Consider the following 16,046-nt stretch of genomic DNA (forward strand, 5'->3'; position numbering starts at 1 on the left):
CACTGGGCAAAGACCTGTGCCGGTCGGCAAAGCACCTGGGTACCGTCGGATCAGCTCGCGAAGGCCCCCGCGTTCTCGTGGGCCCAGTCGGCGAAAGTCCTGCCCGGTCTGCCGGTGAGTTCTTCGACCGTCGGGAGGACCGTGCGGCCTTGGATCGGGGGGTCGGTGGCCATCTGGAGCATGAAGGCGATGGCCTCCTCGTCGTAGCCCCACGACGTCCAGATGGCGATCACCTGTTCGGTGGTCTGTTCCTCGAAGCGGATCTCGCGGCCCAGGGCCTTCGCGAGGGTCGCCACCTTCTCCGGGATGGTCAGGACCTCGGGGCCGGTGATCCAGTAGGTCTCGTCCTGGTGGCCGTCCTCGGTGAGGGCGCGGGCGGCGACGGCGGCGATGTCCCACTCGTGGACGAGTGAGCTGGGCACGGTGGCGAAGCCGTCTCTGACGACACCCTCCGCCTTGATGCTGTCGGCCCACTGGAGGGCGTTCGACATGAACTCGACGGGGGCCAGGCCGGTCGGGCGGATGCCCGTCTCGCGGAGGGCCGCCTCCAGGGGTTCCGCGTCGGGGTGCAGGACGGTCACGCGCGACAGGCCCTTGGCCGCCGCGGCGACGGCCGCGGGGTCGCCCGCGAAGGTGATGAGGTGGGCGGCCTCGACGCCGTCGAAGAGGCCCGACGGGTCGGCCAGGTCGCCCTCGACGACCTCCACCCCGGCCGGGAGGTGCGCTTTCGAGGGGTCGCGCGTGAGGGCGCGGACCTCGTGGCCCGCGTCCACGAGTTGGGTTACCAGGGGGCGGCCGACGTTGCCCGTCGCGCCCGTCACCAGGATGCGTGTCATGCCGCCGACCCTAGGAACCCATGCGGTCAGATCCTGACCTCAGATCGACTCCGCCCTGCCCTTGCGCCAGTAGCCCATGAAGGCCACCGCCCTCCGGTCCATCCCGCGTTCGCCGACCAGGTGGCGGCGCAGCGTCTTGACCACTCCGGCCTCCCCGGCCAGCCACACGTAACAGGCCGCCGGGGGCGCCTCGGGGATCTCCCACAGGATGTCCTCGTCGATGTCGACGTCCTCGACCTGGGTAGGCGCGGCCGGCGGGATGAGGCGCGCGGCGGCGGACCGCACCTCGTCGATCAGCAGCGCGCCGTGGCCGGCGCCGTCGCGCGGGAGCCAGGTCACGCGCATTCCTGCGGGTGCCGTCTCCTTCAGGACGTCGGCTCCCGACGGCACCTCCATCAGGGCCTCACCGGTCATGCCAGGGGGGAGCTGTTCCAGGATGCGCATGATCGCCGGGACGGCCGTCTCGTCCCCGGCCAGCAGCAGGTTGCCGCCGTCTGCGGGGAGCTTGAACTCCAGCCCGCCGTACGGGCCGCCGTGCCGGGAGTCGGGCCCCCACAGGGCGCAGCGGTCGTCTTCCTGGACGTTCGCCGCCCACGTCGCGGCCGGGCCGAAGTGGCCGTCGTCGGGGTGCATGATGACGTCCACGTCGACTTCTGCCCTGTCGGGGCGGACGGCTCTCACGGTGTAGGTCCGGAACGGGTTCTTCTGGTCGAGGGGGAGGGCCTGGTAGCGCTCGTACCAGTCGGGGCCGTCGGGGAACAGCAGGGTGCCGTATTCGGGGATCGGCAGGACCAGCTTGATCCGCTGGTCGTAGCCGGGGTCGGCGAAGTGTTCCAGGTCGTCGCCGGTGAAGGTGACGCGGAGGAAGGCCGGGCTCAGCCGGTCGACGCGGCGGACCCGCACCTGGAAGACGTGCCATGGGTCGTGCATGTCAGGACTCCTGTCCCGCTCGTGACCGCCACAGCAGCCAGACGAAATACGGTGTGCCGAGCATGGCGGTGACCAGTCCGGCGGGGATCTGGGCAGGGGCGATGACCGTCCGGCCCAGGGTGTCGGCGAGGCTGACCAGCAGCGCGCCCAGCAGGGCGGCGACCGGCAGCACGCGGGTGTGCCGGCCGCCCACGAGGGCGCGGGCGGCGTGCGGGGCGACGAGCCCGACGAAGCCGACCACGCCGATCGCCGACACCGCGGTCGCGGTGAGCAGGACCGCGCCCGCCAGGGCGGTGAGCCGGGCCGGTTCCATCGGTACGCCGAGGACGCGCGGGGTGTGCTCGTCGAGCGAGAGCAGGTCGAGCTCCCGCCGCTGCGCGACCACCAGCGGCACGACCAGGGCCAGCGCGACCGCCACTGGGATCAGCTGCATCGGCGTGCGGCCGTAGGTCGAGCCGGAGAGCCAGGTCAGCGCGGTCGCGGTGTCGTACGGATCGGTCTCGACGATGATCAGGACGGTGAGCGCCGTACCGGCGGAGGAGATCGCGAAGCCCATCAGGACCAACCTGTCAGAGCTCAGCCCTCCCTTCCAGGCCAGCCCGTACACCAGCGCGAACGACACCACCGCGCCCAGCCCGGCCGCGCCGGTGACGGCCCAGAGGCCGGCCGCCGGGGCGAACGAGAGGACCGCGATGGCCCCGACCCCGGCGCCCGAGGTGATGCCGAGCACGCCCGGCTCGGCGAGCGGGTTGCGGCTGACGGCCTGGATGACCGTCCCGGCCACCGCGAGCGCCGCCCCCGCCAGCACCGCCGCGAGCACACGCGGATAGCGCTGGTCGAGCACGAACGTGATGCCCATATTGGTCCGGCCCTGGAGCCACAGGGCCACGTCGCCGGTCTTCAGGAAGGTGTCCCCGAGGAGCATGCCTCCCACGACGGCGGCGGCGAGCAGGCACGTACCGGAGACGACCAGCACCCGGAAGCCGGTCCGCGACCGGTGGGCGGCGGCCCTGATCCCGGGTGGACGGCGGGCGGGGCCGGCGTCGCGATGCCTCCGTGCCAGGTAGACCATCACCCCGGCCCCCGCGAGCGCCGTCACCACTCCCGGCGGCACCTCGACGCCCCACTGCCCGCCGAAGAAGGCGCGCAGCACGACGTCGGAGACCAGCACGACCAGCACCCCGGCCAGGCCGGACAGGGGGATCAGCACGTGGTGGGCGAGCAGTCCGGGCAGCCACCGACCGGCCAGCCGAACGATCACCGGCGCGCAGAGCCCCACGAACCCGACCGGCCCGGCGATCACCACGGCCGCCGTGGCCAGCAGCACCGCCAGCAGGGTGACGACGAGCCGCACCCGCCGCACGTTCACACCGAGCACGGTCGCGCCGTCGTCCCCGAGCCCGAGCACGTCGAGCCTCGGCCCCAGGACCACCGCCGTGACCAGCCCGAACGCGATGACCGGCGCGAACTGCGTCACGACGGAGAGGTCCTTCTGGGTCAGCGACCCCGAACCCCACGCGAACAGACCCGTCGTCTCCTGCTGGAACAGGATCATGAACAGGTTCGTCAGCGCCGTGAACGCCAGCGCCGCCGCCGACCCCGCCAGGATCAGCCGCGTGGTCCCACTCCGCCCACCCGCCGACACGGCCATGACCAGCCCGGCTGCCGTGAGCCCTCCGAGGAACGCCAGCCCACCCGACGGCAGGGTGGGCAGGTGCAGCCCGAACGCGGCCGCCGCGACGACGGCCAGATAGGCCCCCGAGGAGACGGCCAGAGTGTCGGGCGAGGCCAGCGGATTCCGCGAGATCGCCTGAAGCAACGCTCCCGAGGCCCCGAGTGCCAGCCCCACGGCGACCCCGGCGAGCAACCGCGGCAACCGGGAAGCGATGAGCACCCGCATGGCCTCTTCATCAGGGTTCAGCAGATCGGCGACACCGATCGACGACGTGCCCTGAGTGACATGAACGGCGGCCACCAGCAGGGCGACGACGCCCGCGACCAGAAAGACACCCGCGACCCCGAGCCGGTTCACGACCCTCGGCCGCCCCTTCGACGTTTCGGCCGCAGTGGTTCTCCGGCTTCCTGGGGTTCTCTGAACCGATGGCTCCGGAGTTCGCTGGTCCACTTGAGTTTCCTGAGCCGACGGACCCGAGGTGTGTCGGTCCGCACGAGTTCCCTGAATCGATGGCTCCCGAGCTTGCCGGTTCGCACGCGTTCCTTGAGCCGACGGCACGGGAATTCGCTGGTCCGCGCGAGTTTCCTCGGCCGACCGGGCTCTTTCGGTTTCCGGTATCTCGTCGGGGCCCAGGGGTTCGGTCACGGTGGTCAAGCCGTGTAGGCCTTCGCGAGGGCGTCGGCGTACTGGCCCATGGAGAGGGGGCCGCCGAAGGTCCAGATGCCGTTGGGGAGTTTGGTGATCTGGTCGTTCGCGACGAAGGGGAGGGCGGTCCAGATGGCGTTGCCCTTGAGGTCGTCGGCGAAGACGTCGGTGCCGTCGCTGGCGTTGTAGAAGAAGCGGATCTTCTCGTCCTTCAGCGGGGTCAGGCCCTCGACGTCGGTGGTGCCGAGGCCCCAGTCGGCGTCGACCTCGCCCTCCCAGGCGTTGCGCAGGCCGATGGCCTCGGCGGTCTCGGCGACCAGGGCGCCCTTGCCGAACATGCGGATCGACACGGTGCCGCCCTCGGTCCAGCCGTCGGCCATCGCGAACGGGCTGCCCGCGTGGCCCGCGGCTTCGATGGCCGATTTCGCGGTGGTGAACTTGGCGTCCATGTCGGCGAGCAGCCGGTCGGCCTCGGCCTCCTTGCCGACGGCGGTGGCGATCATCTTCAGGTCCGACCGCATGCGGCCCAGGTTGTCGGTGGCCGACGAGCCCTTGGGCACCAGCACCGGGACGAACTTCTCCAGCTGCGCCACCAGCGGGCTGTTGGCCGGGGCCTCCATGACGATCAGGTCGGGCTGGAGGGCCACGATCGAGTCGACGCTCGGCTCGCCCCGGGTGCCGACGTCCTTGACGGAGGCGTCGAGCGGCGCGGCGGTGACCCAGGTGGCGTAGCCCGTCACGTCGGCCGCGCCGACCGGCATCACGCCGAGGCCGACCAGCATCTCGACCTCGCCCCATTCGAGGCCGACGACCCGGGTCGCCGGTTTCGCCAGCTCGACCTCACGGCCGAGCGAGTCGGTGATGGTGATCGCGGTCGCCGGGCTCTCGGCCGTCGGCGCGGGGGCCGCGGCGGGCGGTTCGGTCGTACCGCAGGCGCCCAGTGCGAGAACGGCGGCGATGAGGAGCGCGGAGCGCAGGGGCTTCATGCAGGACAGTCCTTAGAGCAGGTGAGATGTCGGCCGACCAACGGGTCAGGCGGTGGCCCTTTGGGTGTGGCGGCCGACCGGGCGGGTGCGGATGGTGCCGCCGTCGTGGGTGACCTCGACGCGGATGCCGTAGGCCTCGGTCAGGTGGGCCTCGGTGAGGACCTCGGCGGGGGAGCCGACGGCCCTGATGCGGCCGTCGTGCAGGAGCACGATCTCGTCGGCGATGGAGGCGGCCTGGTCGAGGTCGTGCAGGACGACGCCGACGGCCACCTCGTGGTGGTCGGCCAGGTCTCTGACCAGGTCGAGGAGTTCGACCTGGTAGCGCAGGTCCAGGAACGTCGTGGGCTCGTCGAGCAGCAGCACGCCGGTCTCCTGGGCCAGGCAGGTGGCCAGCCAGACCCGCTGGAGTTCGCCGCCGGACAGCTCGTCGGCCGGGCGGTCGGCCATGCCGGTCGTGCCGGTCAGGTCCATGGCGCGGGCGACCGCCGCCGCGCCCTCGGGGTCGCCGGCCCGCCAGCGGCCCCGGTGGGGGTGGCGTCCGTAGGCGACCACGTCGCGCACCAGCACACCCGACGGGGTCGGGCGTGACTGGGAGAGCAGGGTGACCTTCCTGGCGAAGTCGCGGGGGGCGAGATCGAAGGCGGAGGTGCCGTCGTGGAGTCGTACAGAACCGGAAACGGGCTCGTGGAGGCGGGCCAGCGCGCGCAGCAGGGTCGACTTGCCGCTGCCGTTGGGGCCGACGAGCGCGGTCACGCGGCCGGGGCACAGCACGATCCCGGCGTCCTGGACGACGGGGGTGCCGTGGTAGGCCAGGGACAGCCCGGAACCGCGCAACGCGGTGGATTCGGTCACGGAGATTAGGTTAGGCTAACCTTTGTTTCCAGTTCAAGCTGGGGCAAAAAGGATGAGTTGTCCCGGTTCCGGACCTGCGCGGGAAACGGAACCGGGACACCCCGTTAGATCGCTCCGCTGGGTGGCAGATTCCGACCATGGAGCGCCACGAGTCCGACGGATTCCTGATCATCCCGTTCGCCTCCGCCGAGGCGTTCGAAGACTGGCTGGAGAAGAACCACGCCCATGAGCCCGGCCTGTGGCTGAAGTTCGCCAAGAAGGGGCGCGGCATCCCGACCATCACCTTCGAGGAGGCCCTGGAGGCCTCCGCCTGCTACGGCTGGGTCGACTCGAAGATGTACCGCTACGACGACGACTACTACATCCTCCGCTACCAGCCGAGGAAGAAGACCTCCAAGTGGTCGCCCCGCAACAGCGACCTGGCCCAGCGCCTCATCGACGAAGGCCGCATGCGCCCAGCGGGCCAGGCCCAAGTCGACCAGGCCAAAGGCGACGGCCGCTGGAGCGGAACTAAGGGCTGACCTGTTCGTCCAGCCAGTCGAAGATCCGTTCGCCGCGTAGCCCGTTGGCCATCGGCTCGCAGTGGGCGTCGGCGCCCTCCGGTTCGGTGAAGTGGACGAGGGTCCGCTTCGAGGAGAGCAGGTCGTAGAGCCGCCTCGACTGCCCAGGCCAGAACCCCTCGGCCTCCGGGTCGGTGATGAGCATCGGGGTGGTGATCTTCGTGGCCGTCCCGGCGTCGAGGCGGTAGTCGCGGGCGGCGCGGAAGAAGTCGTAGAAGCTGGTCAGGCCGTAGGGCCGCATCCGCCACGCCAGCATCGACCGGGTGCGGGGCGACACCTTCAGCGCCCACTCCATCTCGCGGTCGAACGCCGCCCGGTCGCCCTCGTCGAGTTTCCTGGCCAGTGAGTGGGGGATGTGCCGGGTCATCGCCTCGGACACGTCGACCACGCCCGGGTCGACGATCGCGGCGGCGTACCTGTGCTCGAACGCCAGCGCCCTCGGCACCCAGTATCCGGCCTGGCTGACCCCCATGACCGCCAGCCGGTCGCCGTCGACGTCGGCCCGGGTCAGCAGGTGGTCGGTGACCGGGGTCAGCACATGCTCCCAGTCGGGCCGGAAGTGCAGGCCCTGCCGCACCAGCGCCGCGTTCTGGCCCGGACCGTCGAAGGTGGCGACGTTCCAGCCGCGGGCCAGCGCCTCGGCGGCGCACTGGGTCCAGGCCTCGGTGACGGGGCCGTCGCTGCCGTTGTTGTAGACGATCGTCCGCCGCCGCCCGTCGCCGGCCCGGAAGAAGTAGCCGGGCAGCATCGACGACCCGAACGGGATCTCCAGCCGTTCGACGCACGTCAGGTCGGCGAAGCGGTCCCAGGCCTCGCGGTGCTTCTCCCAGATGTCCTCGAACAGGCCCGGCTCGCCGACCCCGTCGGCCATGTCGGTGGCGGTCGCGTAATAGGTGGCGGCCCGCAGGAATTCACAGGCCGCCGATCTCGTACGTCCCGCGCCCGCGTTCCCCTCCGCCTCGTCGGCCACGCGGTCGGCCGTCGACAGCCAGGCGTCCACCCACGAGCGGGGTTTCCCGTCGCGGATCAGGTCGATCGTGGCCAGCACCTCCCCGGCGTCGGCGGCCCGGTGGTAGACGGCCCCAAGAGCGACCTGTGTCGAGAAGTCGAACCCGTCGTCTTTGAAGAAAGGAGGCATGGGGCCCTCATGGCCGGGCTCAGGTCGCGTCTATCCCCATTTCTGGAAATTTCCCGACAAGGAGTGCATCGCCGACCTTGGTGCGGGCGTACAGAACCGATCTTCCGGTACGGAACGACGCCACCAGCCGCGCCTCCCGCAGCTTGGCCAGATGCTCCGACACGCTCGCCAGCGGCAACCCCAGCCGCCGCCCCAGCTCGGTCGTCGAGAGCGGCGTGTTGAGCTCGGCCAGGATCCGCGCCCTCGGCGCCCCGATCACCGCCGCCAGCGCCCCCGGATCGGGCGGCACGTCCCGCTCCCAGAGCGTGGCCAGCCCCCGGGCCGGATAGGTCACCGTCGGCTGACCGGGGGAGTTGGTGCGAGAGAAGGTGTTGGGCCACACGAACACCGACGGGATCAGCAGCAGCCCGTCACCCGCGAGCACCCGCGTCTGCATTCCGGACGACCGCTTCACGGTCAGCGTGTCGTGCTCCCACGTGATCCCCGGATGCAGGTCCTCGAACAGCCGCGCGGCCCCGCCCTCGTGGAGCACCCGCACCCGATAGAGCACGTCGCCGTCGAGCAGGTTCCGCATGGCCGGCCAGTAGGGCGCGAACGCCGCCTCCCAATAGGCCTCGATCGCCGCGACCAGCCGCTCGATCCCGGCCGCCGGATCGGCCCGGAGCTCGGCGGCGAACGGCGTGTCCAGCCCGGCGAGGTCGTTGCGGATCACCGAGGCCGGGGTGGCCCGGAGAGTGGCCAGTTCGAGCGTGATGTCGGCTCCGGGGGTCGCGGGCGGCGGGGTGAGGAAGTCGGGGATGTAGCCCGAACACTGGACCACCAGATCGCCCAGCGGCGCCAGGTCGAGCCCGTCGAGCCGGGGCCGGACCCGCCGCAGCCACGGATGGTGCAGCACCCGCCGCTCCGGCCGCGCCACCGCTTTCACGCTGGCCACGACCTCCTTGAGCGGCGAATAGGCGAACCGCAACGACACCAGGTCGAGCGGCGAGAAGGTCAGCCGGTGGAACACCCTGCCCTCCTCACGTTTCGGCTGGAGCCGAATCTGTCGCGGTGCCGTTCGACGGCGAACATCGTCGTGACCCGTGGCGGTCACGGTGTTCGGGGGGTTGCCCCGGGTCTTCTGGTTCCTGTTCTCCGGTCAGCTGGTCAACCGGTTCGGCGGCATGGTGGTGCCGTTCCTGGTGACCTACCTGGCCCTGATCGGTTATTCGCCCGGGGAGATCGGGCTGGTCATGGCGGTCTACGGGGTCGGCGGGCTGTTCGGGCAGCTGCTCGGCGGGATCCTCGCCGACCGGTTCGGCTACCGGGACACGCTGGTGACCGGGCTGGTGACGACGGCCTGCTGCGTGGTCCTGGTCGGGCTCGCCGAGGGGCTGGCGCCGCTGGTATGCGCCGCCGGGGCGCTCGGGGTGGCGGCCGACGTGTACATGCCGGCCGCGCGGGCGCTGGTGGCCGAGACGGTGCCGGGGGAGCTGCGGGCCAAGGCGTTCGGGCTGCTGCACTGGGCGTACAACATCGGCGCCGCCGTCTGCGGTGTCGTGGCGGCGGCGCTGCTGGCGAACGGATATTGGATCCTGGTCGCCCTCGACGCGGTGACCAGCACGATCTTCGCGATCCTCGTCTGGCGCGGGGTTCCCCGCGCGCGGCCCGTTCGCCCGGCGAAGGACGCTCGGGCCCGGCCCGGGAGGTTCGTGCTGCTGGTCCTCGGGCTGATGTTGCTGAACTCGCTCGTGTACGCCCAGCAGCGCTACGGCCTCCCGCTCGACATCGTGGCCGACGGGCTGCCCGGGTCGTTCTACGGCGTGCTGATCACCGTCAACGCCGTGCTGATCGTGGCGACGCAGCCGTTCGTCGTCGCCTTCCTGGCCCGGTTCCCGAAGCTGGCCGTCCTCGGGGCGTCGTGGGCGCTGATCGGGATCGGCCTGGCGCTGAGCGGGCCCGCCGAGACGACGTGGCAGTACCTCGGCTCGGTGCTGATCTGGACCCTCGGTGAGATCGGCATGGCCGGGTTCGGCGCCGCCCTGATCGCCGACCTCACCCCCGGCGACGCCCACGGCACCTACCAGGGCCTCTACGGCTGGACCAACGTGATCCCGCGCCTGGCCGGACCCCTGCTGGGCGCCGGACTCTACGAACTGGGCGCCCTCTGGTGGTTCTGCCTGGTCGCCGGGCTCCTGGGCGGCGCGGTGGCGTTCAGCGGATGGCGGTGAGCACGCAGTCGCCACAGATCCCGCCCACCCGGTAGTAGAGACAGCACGACCGCCGCACGCCCCGCCGGTCGAGCCGCCCCGCGAGCGGCCCCTCGGCCAGTAACTCCCGCTGCAACGCCTCCGCCCGCGCCGCGTCGCCCGGCCGGGCCCGGCAGAAGGCGCCGACCGCGCCGACCAGGGCCGATGCGGCGTTGCCGTACAGGACCAGGGGCGAGACCCACGGCAGCGCCGCCACCAGCGGTTCGAGCGCGAAGCCCGGCCCCTCGCGCAGTTCGGGGACCCGCACCCCGTCGTCGGCCCAGCAGGCGTCGCCCAGGTCGAGCGAGATCCCGTGGGCGGCGCGCAGACCCACGTACGGAGACCACAACCGCGCCAGCGCCCCCTGGAACAGGATGCTCGCGGCGGCCCTGCGGTCCTGGGTGAGCAGCTGTTTCGCGGTCTCGTCGATGACCGCGCCGTCGCGCAGGCGCTCGGCGAGGGGGACCCCGCCACCCACGCCGATCGCGAAGAACGCGTTGATCGCGGCGATATCGGCGACGGCGGCCTCGATGGTCGTCATTCCGCCGATTATGCGGTCAGGGGGCGCCTCCGATGCCCGGAACGGCCGTCGACGAGAAACGTTCCCCCTTGAAGGTGCGCAGTTTCCGGGTGTTCCCGGTGCGCACGTCGAGGGCGTAGGCGGTGATGAGCGTGGCCTTCGAGCCGCAGGACGGGTTGGGGAAGGCCAGTGCGACGACCTCCCGGGGGCTGAGCCAGTTCCGCAGGTAGACGTTGTGGTCGTCCATCGGCAGGCGAGGTTTTCCGATGGTGGTCAGCACCTTGCCGGTCCGGGCGTCGAGGTGGACCAGGTCTCCGGGGACGCAGTTGTCGGTCCGGGTCATGTTGCTCTCCAGCCCGACGATCGTGGTGCCGTCGGCGGCCCCCGCGCTGAATCTGTAGGAGCGCTTCAGTGTGACCTCGGTCGGCTTCGAGGCCGTCCCCCACAGGTCGGTCATCGTCATCAGCCGGGACCTCGGCGAATAGTCTGCCAGCGTGATCCGGTCGGCGTTCCCGGAGATCCAGATCGGCGCGTAGCGGTTGGGCAGCAGCCGGGTGCGCTGGGCGACCATGTCGAAGAGCATCGCCGGGTCCTTGAACTCGGGCACCTTCGACAGGGCCACGTAGCGGCCGTCGCCGGTGATCACCAGCTTGGCCATCGAGCCCATCTTGTCGAGCGGGACCTTCTCCGGCGCCACCGTGATCTCGCCGGTCCGCAGGTCGCGGGTGACGATCGTGCCGGCGTCGAGGCTGTAGTAGGCGATGGTCCAGCCGTTTTCGGTGATCGCCAGCGGGCCGTTGCGGCCGGGGAGTGCGTCGTCCAGCGGATACTCCTTCCCGCCGGCCACCATGCGCCATCCCGCGCCCCGGCAGTCTTCCGCCAGCCCTTCGAGCTCTCTGCACGGCAGGCGGTAGGCGTGGGTGGCCGGGCCCATCGCGCGCTTGGGGGGATCGACGGCCGGAACCGGCTCCTCGCCCCTGTGGAGGAGCCGGATTCCGGCCATCACGCCGACCACGGTCACCACGACCATGACCCCGGCGGCCACCGCAGTCAGCGTGCGGCGGCGTCGACCCCGGACCTCGATGACCCGGTCGGCCAGGTCGTCGAGGTCGGGGGCCTGTGCGGCGATGTCGTCGAGGGCGTCGGACAACCAGGTCATCGCCGGGCCTCCTCGATGTCGGCGAGGATCCCGGTGAACTCGCGCAGCCGGACGAGGGCGTGGTGGGTCTGGCTCTTGACGGTGCCGAGCGAGCAGCCGAGGATCTCGGCGGTCTCCTTCTCGGTCCGGTCTTCGTAGTAGCGCAGCACGATCACCGCGCGCTGTTTGGGCGTCAGCCGCGTTAGGGCCTGCTGGACGACCAGGCGGGTGACCGAGGCGTCCTCGGTCGAATACGACCGTTCGGGCGGATCGGCGCTGGGGATCTCGCCCTTGCTCCGGCGCCGCCAGGAGATGGACTGGTTGACCAGCGCCTTCCTGACGTAGGCGTCGGGGTGGTCGAGGCGGGTCAGCCCGTTCCATTTGGCCAGCACCTTGATCAAGACGCTCTGGAGCAGGTCTTCGGCCAGGTGGGCGTCTCCGGTGAGCAGGTAGGCGGTGCGGATCCAGGCGCGCTGGTGGCGGCCCACGAACTCCCGGAAGCCCTCGTCTGCTCTCACACCCCCTATCGACGCCTCGCGGGCCGCTAAAGGTTGTCCGCGGTGAAATTTCCGGTGAATTCCTCGCCTGCCGGGATCTGGGTGATGACGTCGATCAGCACGCCCTCGGGGGCCGCGACGATGAAGTGACGCTGGCCGAACTCCTCGCTGCGCAGTTCGAGCTCGGGCTTCAGGCCGCCCGTGACGACCAGACGGCGCCACTCGGCGTCGACGTCGTCGACCTCGAAATTGAGCAGCAGGCCGCGCGCGGGGGTGCGGTAGCCGGCCGGGATCGTGGGGTGCGCGGGGTCGAGCAGGGCCAGTTCGTAGCCGCTGGGGTTCTTCATGCTCACGTACCAGTCGGCCTCGAAAACGATCGAGAAGCCGAAGTTCCGCATGTAGAAGTCGCGGGACTCGGCGATGACCGGAGTCGCGATCACGGGATAGAAACTCGAGGTCTTCATGTCCGGTACGCTATTTCGCATACCGACGGTATGTCAATTGGAGTGAACCACCGTGCGAGCCGAACAGAAAGAGCGCACCCGCCTGGCCCTGATCGCCGAAGCCCGGCGGCTGTTCGCCGAGCGCGGCTACGCCGACGTCGGCCTGGCCGAGATCACCGCCGCCGCCGGGGTCACCAAGGGCGCCCTCTACCACCAGTTCGACGGCAAGACCGCGCTGTTCAGGGCGGTGCTGGAGGCCGTACACAACGAGGTCGCCGACCGCATCGTGGCGGCTTCCGACGGTGATCCGTGGGAGGGGTTCGTCGCGGGCTGCCGGGCCTTTCTCGTCGCCAGCACCGACCCGGCGCTCCAGCGCATCCTGCTGATCGACGGCCCGGCGGTGCTCGGCTGGGCCGAGTGGCGCGCCTTCGACGAGGCCACCTCGGCCTTCCACCTCGAAGAGGCGATCACCGACCTGATGCGCCAGGGTCTGCTCCCGCAACGCCCGGCGGCCCCGCTCACCCGCCTGCTCTCCGGCGCGATGAACGAGGCCGCGCTGTGGCTCGCGACGGAGCCGTCGGCCCTCGACGACACCCTGCGCACCCTTACCGAACTGCTCGAATCGCTCAGAGGAAGGTGACCGTGCAGGGCACGCCGTTCAGCGTGATGCCGGTCGGGTTCGCGTAGGTTCCGGTGAACGTCGCCACGAACCCCAGCGGCGCCGAGGTGGTGCCGGGGGCGATCGACGGAGCCCAGACCGGATTGACCGCCTGGGCGCTCGGCGGCGTCTGCGACCAGGTCGCCGACCATCCGCTGGAGATCGTCTCGTTCCCCGGGAAGACGATCTGCAGGATCCAGGGGCTGAAGGTGCTCGTACCGGTGTTCTCGACGGTGATGGACGCGACGAAACCGCCGGTCCAGACGGTGGTGTCGTAGGTGACGTCGCACGAGTACGACATCGCGTGGGCGGGAGCGGAGGTGCCGAGCACGAGGGCGGCGGCGACGGCGAGGGCGGTCAGGAACCTCATGGGCGGATGGTCCGGCGGAGGCCTCGCCCGGTCAATCGATCGCGGCTCACGCCCAGGTCAGCGGGATGAATCTTTCACGTGCCAGGGCCGGTCGGCCTGGGTCGGCGCGGCCGCCTCGGCGACCCGCACGCCGTAGACGTGCTCGCCGACGACGCCCAGGTAGGAGTGCCCGGTCAGATGACACCAGGCCGGCAGATCGATGGGCGCGGCCGGGTCGGTGGCCCGCAGGTGCACGACCGTCCCCGGTTCGAGCGAGTCGACGAGCTTGCGCAGCTCGATCAGGAGCAGCACGCAGCGCCGATCGCCGCCGTCGAGCACCACCGCTTCGTTGGCCATGAGACAAGTCTCCCCCAACCAGGTCAAGCGAGGGGGCGGCGGGATCATGCCCGAGTCCGTACAGGAAAGGGATTTTAAGCAGTAAAACGCAACAAATGCCGTGTTGCTAGCGTGGCCGGGGCCAACTCGATGTCAGGGGGACGAAATGGGCAAGGTCACCGTGGGCCGCGAGAACAGCGACACGATCGACATCCATTACGAAGACCACGGCTCCGGGCGGCCGGTCGTCCTGATCCACGGCTATCCGCTCAACGGCGCGTCCTGGGAGAAGCAGCAGCGGGTCCTGCTCGACGCCGGGTTCCGGGTCATCACCTACGACCGGCGCGGCTGGGGCAAATCGAGCCAGCCCACGAGCGGACACGACTACGACACCTACGCCTCCGACCTCAAGATCCTGCTCGACCGCCTCGACCTGCCCGAGGTCGACCTGGTCGGCTTCTCCATGGGCACCGGCGAGGTCACCCGTTACCTGGGCAACTACGGCAACAAGCGCGTCCGCCGGGCGGTCCTGATGGGCGCCATCCCGCCGTTCCTGCTCAAGACCGCCGACAACCCCGAGGGCGTCGACAAGTCGGTCTTCGACGGCATCAAGGAGGCGGTCGTGCACGACCGCCCGGCCTATTTCACGAAGTTCCTGAACGACTTCAACAACGTGGACATGTACATGGGCACCCGGATCAGCCAGGAGGCGTGGAACAACTCGTTCATGGCGGCCTGCCTGGGGAGTTCGTATTCGGCCTACAAGTGCGTCGACACGTGGCTGGAGGACTTCCGGGGCGATCTGCCGAAGATCGACGTCCCGGTCCTGCTGGTCCACGGCGACCAGGACCGCATCCTCCCCTACGCCAGCACCGCCGCCCGCCTCCCCGGCCTGATCAAGGACCTGACCTTCATCACCATCGAGGGCGGCCCCCACAACATCGGCTGGACCCACGCGGAAGAGGTCAACAAGGAGCTCTTGGACTTCCTGGAGCGGTAACCGCCGTAGAGAAAGGCCGCCCAACGCCCGGCTTCCTGTCCCGAAGCCCGGCGGGGGCGGCCTTTCTGATGCCCGCGAGCGGCGCGGGGACCCGGCGTTGTTTCCGCCGGGATTGGTACGCCTCGGGATGGCTCCGGCGCCACCCCGAGGCGGGTCTTCGGATTCATGCGGATTCACATGGCGTGGGGGCCGTGGCCGGACGTTGGTCGACTGCGACGGGGCTACGCGGCGTGTGGGGTGGGCCGGGTGGAGGCGGCTTGCACGGTGGCGCGCTGGGCGGTGGCGCGCTGGGCACCTGCGGCCTGGGCGGAGGCGGCGTGGGCAGAGACGGCCTGGGCAGATGCGGCCTGCGGGGTGGCGGGCTGGGTGGAAGCCGCCTGGGGGTCGATGACGAGGTCGTGGACGCCGATGTCGGTGACGAGTGCGCGCAGCGCCGGTTCGCAGAGGCGGATCCAGTGCTGGTCGGGGCCGAGCACCCGGGCGAGCCGGACCGGAGAGGTGAAGGCCACCGCCGTGCGGGCTCCGTCGGGGGTGCGGAAGACCCGGAGAGCGTCGGCGCAGCCGGAGTTCCGGACCGGCACGAATAGCGGCACGTCCATCGTCGAATTCCCTTCCTTGTTCACGGAATCGACATTAGGGGCGCCGGAAATGCCGCGCGAGTTTCCCTACGCCGATCTGACGGGAGCACGGTCAATGCTGACGCCGTGTTGACGCGTGGTCACGGCGTCAAGGAGGCGTAGGAATGTCATAAGTATGGGTTGCCATCGGCCGGAACGCTTGTTGGATGGAGGTGAAAGGGAGGCTCGAAATGGTTTCTCGGCACGATCCTTCATTGGAGATGCTCATTCCGGCCGGCGCCGCGATGGCGGTCGGGGCGGCGGTCGTGGTGGCCGTGGCCGTGCCCGACGTGACGGAGCGGGTCGCGGCGATGGCCGCGCTGACGGCGGTGATCGGGCTGGTCGTCCGGCGGCCCGTGGCGGCGGGGGCCACCGCGTGTGTGGCGTGGCTGCTGATGACCGGATTTCTGGTGAACGGGATGGGCGAGCTGACGTTCGCGCGGGCCGACTGGCTGCGGCTGGCGCTGCTGGTCGTGGCGGGGCTGGTGGGCGCGGCACTGCGGACACCGATGCCGTTGCGGGGTCCTGCTCGGGTTCCCGCGGTCAATAAATATCAGCATATAGACCGATTCGCACATCAAAAGACTTTGTCCTGAATTAGCGTTGTGCAGGGCTGACGCCAGAATCCCTACGGGTAT

Annotated in this window: 19 protein-coding genes; 5 read left to right on the top strand and 14 right to left on the bottom strand. The window is 70.4% G+C overall.

Annotation, left to right across the window (positions count from 1 at the left end; all coding sequences use genetic code 11):
- Nucleotides 1-50: 50 nt before the first annotated feature.
- The 5 genes from ACYQ78_RS20730 to ACYQ78_RS20750 are packed head-to-tail and all read right to left on the bottom strand — an operon-like array spanning nt 51 to nt 5,924.
- On the bottom strand, nt 51-836 hold the full coding sequence (locus tag ACYQ78_RS20730) for an SDR family oxidoreductase (protein WP_459802521.1): 786 nt from the start codon (nt 834-836) through the stop codon (nt 51-53).
- A gap of 39 nt (nt 837-875) precedes the next feature.
- Nucleotides 876-1,766, bottom strand: coding sequence for a siderophore-interacting protein (locus ACYQ78_RS20735; RefSeq protein ID WP_459802522.1), 891 nt, complete (start codon nt 1,764-1,766; stop codon nt 876-878).
- A gap of 1 nt (nt 1,767) precedes the next feature.
- Nucleotides 1,768-4,086, bottom strand: coding sequence for an iron ABC transporter permease (locus ACYQ78_RS20740; RefSeq protein ID WP_459802523.1), 2,319 nt, complete (start codon nt 4,084-4,086; stop codon nt 1,768-1,770).
- Nucleotides 4,087-4,091: 5 nt separating this feature from the next.
- Entirely contained in the window at nt 4,092-5,072 is a 981-nt protein-coding gene (locus tag ACYQ78_RS20745) for an ABC transporter substrate-binding protein (protein WP_459802524.1), read from the bottom strand.
- Between the two features lie 45 nt (nt 5,073-5,117).
- Complete coding sequence (locus ACYQ78_RS20750; protein ID WP_459802525.1) at nt 5,118-5,924, bottom strand: ABC transporter ATP-binding protein; 807 nt, start codon at nt 5,922-5,924, stop codon at nt 5,118-5,120.
- A gap of 137 nt (nt 5,925-6,061) precedes the next feature.
- On the opposite strand from ACYQ78_RS20750, the gene ACYQ78_RS20755 reads away from it, so the two are divergent.
- The gene (locus tag ACYQ78_RS20755; RefSeq protein ID WP_459802526.1) at nt 6,062-6,445 is read left to right on the top strand and encodes a YdeI/OmpD-associated family protein; all 384 of its coding nucleotides are present in this window, start codon (nt 6,062-6,064) and stop codon (nt 6,443-6,445) included.
- Here ACYQ78_RS20755 and ACYQ78_RS20760 read toward each other — a convergent pair.
- Nucleotides 6,435-7,622 (bottom strand): alpha/beta hydrolase family protein, encoded by a 1,188-nt coding sequence (locus tag ACYQ78_RS20760; protein ID WP_459802527.1) that lies wholly within the window; start codon nt 7,620-7,622, stop codon nt 6,435-6,437. The two genes, ACYQ78_RS20755 and ACYQ78_RS20760, sit on opposite strands and share 11 nt — an antisense overlap.
- Nucleotides 7,623-7,641: 19 nt before the next feature.
- Nucleotides 7,642-8,631, bottom strand: a complete 990-nt coding sequence (locus ACYQ78_RS20765; RefSeq protein ID WP_459802528.1) for an ArsR/SmtB family transcription factor — start codon at nt 8,629-8,631, stop codon at nt 7,642-7,644.
- Nucleotides 8,632-8,704: 73 nt separating this feature from the next.
- Between ACYQ78_RS20765 and ACYQ78_RS20770 the strand changes: the two genes are divergently transcribed.
- Complete coding sequence (locus ACYQ78_RS20770; protein ID WP_459802529.1) at nt 8,705-9,832, top strand: MFS transporter; 1,128 nt, start codon at nt 8,705-8,707, stop codon at nt 9,830-9,832.
- Here ACYQ78_RS20770 and ACYQ78_RS20775 read toward each other — a convergent pair.
- From ACYQ78_RS20775 to ACYQ78_RS20790, 4 genes are read right to left on the bottom strand one after another with little or no spacing between them, the layout of a single operon-like run.
- Nucleotides 9,816-10,391 (bottom strand): (2Fe-2S)-binding protein, encoded by a 576-nt coding sequence (locus ACYQ78_RS20775; RefSeq protein WP_459802530.1) that lies wholly within the window; start codon nt 10,389-10,391, stop codon nt 9,816-9,818. The two genes, ACYQ78_RS20770 and ACYQ78_RS20775, sit on opposite strands and share 17 nt — an antisense overlap.
- 16 nt (nt 10,392-10,407) lie before the next feature.
- On the bottom strand, nt 10,408-11,529 hold the full coding sequence (locus ACYQ78_RS20780) for a hypothetical protein (protein ID WP_459802531.1): 1,122 nt from the start codon (nt 11,527-11,529) through the stop codon (nt 10,408-10,410).
- Nucleotides 11,526-12,026 carry a SigE family RNA polymerase sigma factor gene (locus ACYQ78_RS20785; protein ID WP_459802532.1) on the bottom strand — a complete coding sequence of 167 codons (501 nt, stop codon included), beginning with the start codon at nt 12,024-12,026 and terminating at the stop codon, nt 11,526-11,528. Before ACYQ78_RS20785 ends, ACYQ78_RS20780 begins: the two co-directional genes overlap by 4 nt.
- A gap of 26 nt (nt 12,027-12,052) precedes the next feature.
- Nucleotides 12,053-12,469 (bottom strand): VOC family protein, encoded by a 417-nt coding sequence (locus tag ACYQ78_RS20790; protein ID WP_459802533.1) that lies wholly within the window; start codon nt 12,467-12,469, stop codon nt 12,053-12,055.
- A gap of 52 nt (nt 12,470-12,521) precedes the next feature.
- Here ACYQ78_RS20790 and ACYQ78_RS20795 point away from each other — a divergent pair, with 52 nt between their 5' ends.
- A complete protein-coding gene (locus ACYQ78_RS20795; RefSeq protein WP_459802534.1) occupies nt 12,522-13,088 on the top strand; it encodes a TetR/AcrR family transcriptional regulator in 567 nt (188 codons plus the stop codon).
- Here the strand turns inward: ACYQ78_RS20795 and ACYQ78_RS20800 are convergent.
- Both ACYQ78_RS20800 and ACYQ78_RS20805 read right to left on the bottom strand, forming a co-directional pair.
- A complete protein-coding gene (locus ACYQ78_RS20800) occupies nt 13,075-13,476 on the bottom strand; it encodes a cellulose binding domain-containing protein (protein WP_459802535.1) in 402 nt (133 codons plus the stop codon). The two genes, ACYQ78_RS20795 and ACYQ78_RS20800, sit on opposite strands and share 14 nt — an antisense overlap.
- Nucleotides 13,477-13,533: 57 nt before the next feature.
- Nucleotides 13,534-13,812: a sulfurtransferase TusA family protein gene (locus ACYQ78_RS20805; protein WP_459802536.1), complete on the bottom strand. Its 279-nt coding sequence runs from the start codon at nt 13,810-13,812 to the stop codon at nt 13,534-13,536.
- 145 nt (nt 13,813-13,957) lie between these two features.
- Between ACYQ78_RS20805 and ACYQ78_RS20810 the strand changes: the two genes are divergently transcribed.
- On the top strand, nt 13,958-14,791 hold the full coding sequence (locus ACYQ78_RS20810; RefSeq protein WP_459802537.1) for an alpha/beta fold hydrolase: 834 nt from the start codon (nt 13,958-13,960) through the stop codon (nt 14,789-14,791).
- A gap of 221 nt (nt 14,792-15,012) precedes the next feature.
- On the opposite strand, the gene ACYQ78_RS20815 is transcribed toward ACYQ78_RS20810, so the two are convergent.
- Entirely contained in the window at nt 15,013-15,414 is a 402-nt protein-coding gene (locus ACYQ78_RS20815) for an SAV_915 family protein (RefSeq protein ID WP_459802538.1), read from the bottom strand.
- Between the two features lie 185 nt (nt 15,415-15,599).
- On the opposite strand from ACYQ78_RS20815, the gene ACYQ78_RS20820 reads away from it, so the two are divergent.
- The gene (locus ACYQ78_RS20820) at nt 15,600-16,004 is read left to right on the top strand and encodes a hypothetical protein (protein ID WP_459802539.1); all 405 of its coding nucleotides are present in this window, start codon (nt 15,600-15,602) and stop codon (nt 16,002-16,004) included.
- The last annotated feature ends 42 nt before the right edge of the window (nt 16,005-16,046 follow it).

Source organism: Herbidospora sp. RD11066 (assembly GCF_054661255.1).

Bases quoted from the DNA above. Each gene is read 5' to 3' on its own strand.
- ACYQ78_RS20730 (WP_459802521.1), bottom strand. From the start codon at position 836: ATGACACGCATCCTGGTGACGGGCGCGACGGGCAACGTCGGCCGCCCC.
- ACYQ78_RS20735 (WP_459802522.1), bottom strand. From the start codon at position 1,766: ATGCACGACCCATGGCACGTCTTCCAGGTGCGGGTCCGCCGCGTCGAC.
- ACYQ78_RS20745 (WP_459802524.1), bottom strand. From the start codon at position 5,072: ATGAAGCCCCTGCGCTCCGCGCTCCTCATCGCCGCCGTTCTCGCACTG.
- ACYQ78_RS20755 (WP_459802526.1), top strand. From the start codon at position 6,062: ATGGAGCGCCACGAGTCCGACGGATTCCTGATCATCCCGTTCGCCTCC.
- ACYQ78_RS20760 (WP_459802527.1), bottom strand. From the start codon at position 7,622: ATGCCTCCTTTCTTCAAAGACGACGGGTTCGACTTCTCGACACAGGTC.
- ACYQ78_RS20775 (WP_459802530.1), bottom strand. From the start codon at position 10,391: ATGACGACCATCGAGGCCGCCGTCGCCGATATCGCCGCGATCAACGCG.
- ACYQ78_RS20780 (WP_459802531.1), bottom strand. From the start codon at position 11,529: ATGACCTGGTTGTCCGACGCCCTCGACGACATCGCCGCACAGGCCCCC.
- ACYQ78_RS20790 (WP_459802533.1), bottom strand. From the start codon at position 12,469: ATGAAGACCTCGAGTTTCTATCCCGTGATCGCGACTCCGGTCATCGCC.
- ACYQ78_RS20800 (WP_459802535.1), bottom strand. From the start codon at position 13,476: ATGAGGTTCCTGACCGCCCTCGCCGTCGCCGCCGCCCTCGTGCTCGGC.
- ACYQ78_RS20805 (WP_459802536.1), bottom strand. From the start codon at position 13,812: ATGGCCAACGAAGCGGTGGTGCTCGACGGCGGCGATCGGCGCTGCGTG.
- ACYQ78_RS20810 (WP_459802537.1), top strand. From the start codon at position 13,958: ATGGGCAAGGTCACCGTGGGCCGCGAGAACAGCGACACGATCGACATC.
- ACYQ78_RS20820 (WP_459802539.1), top strand. From the start codon at position 15,600: ATGGTTTCTCGGCACGATCCTTCATTGGAGATGCTCATTCCGGCCGGC.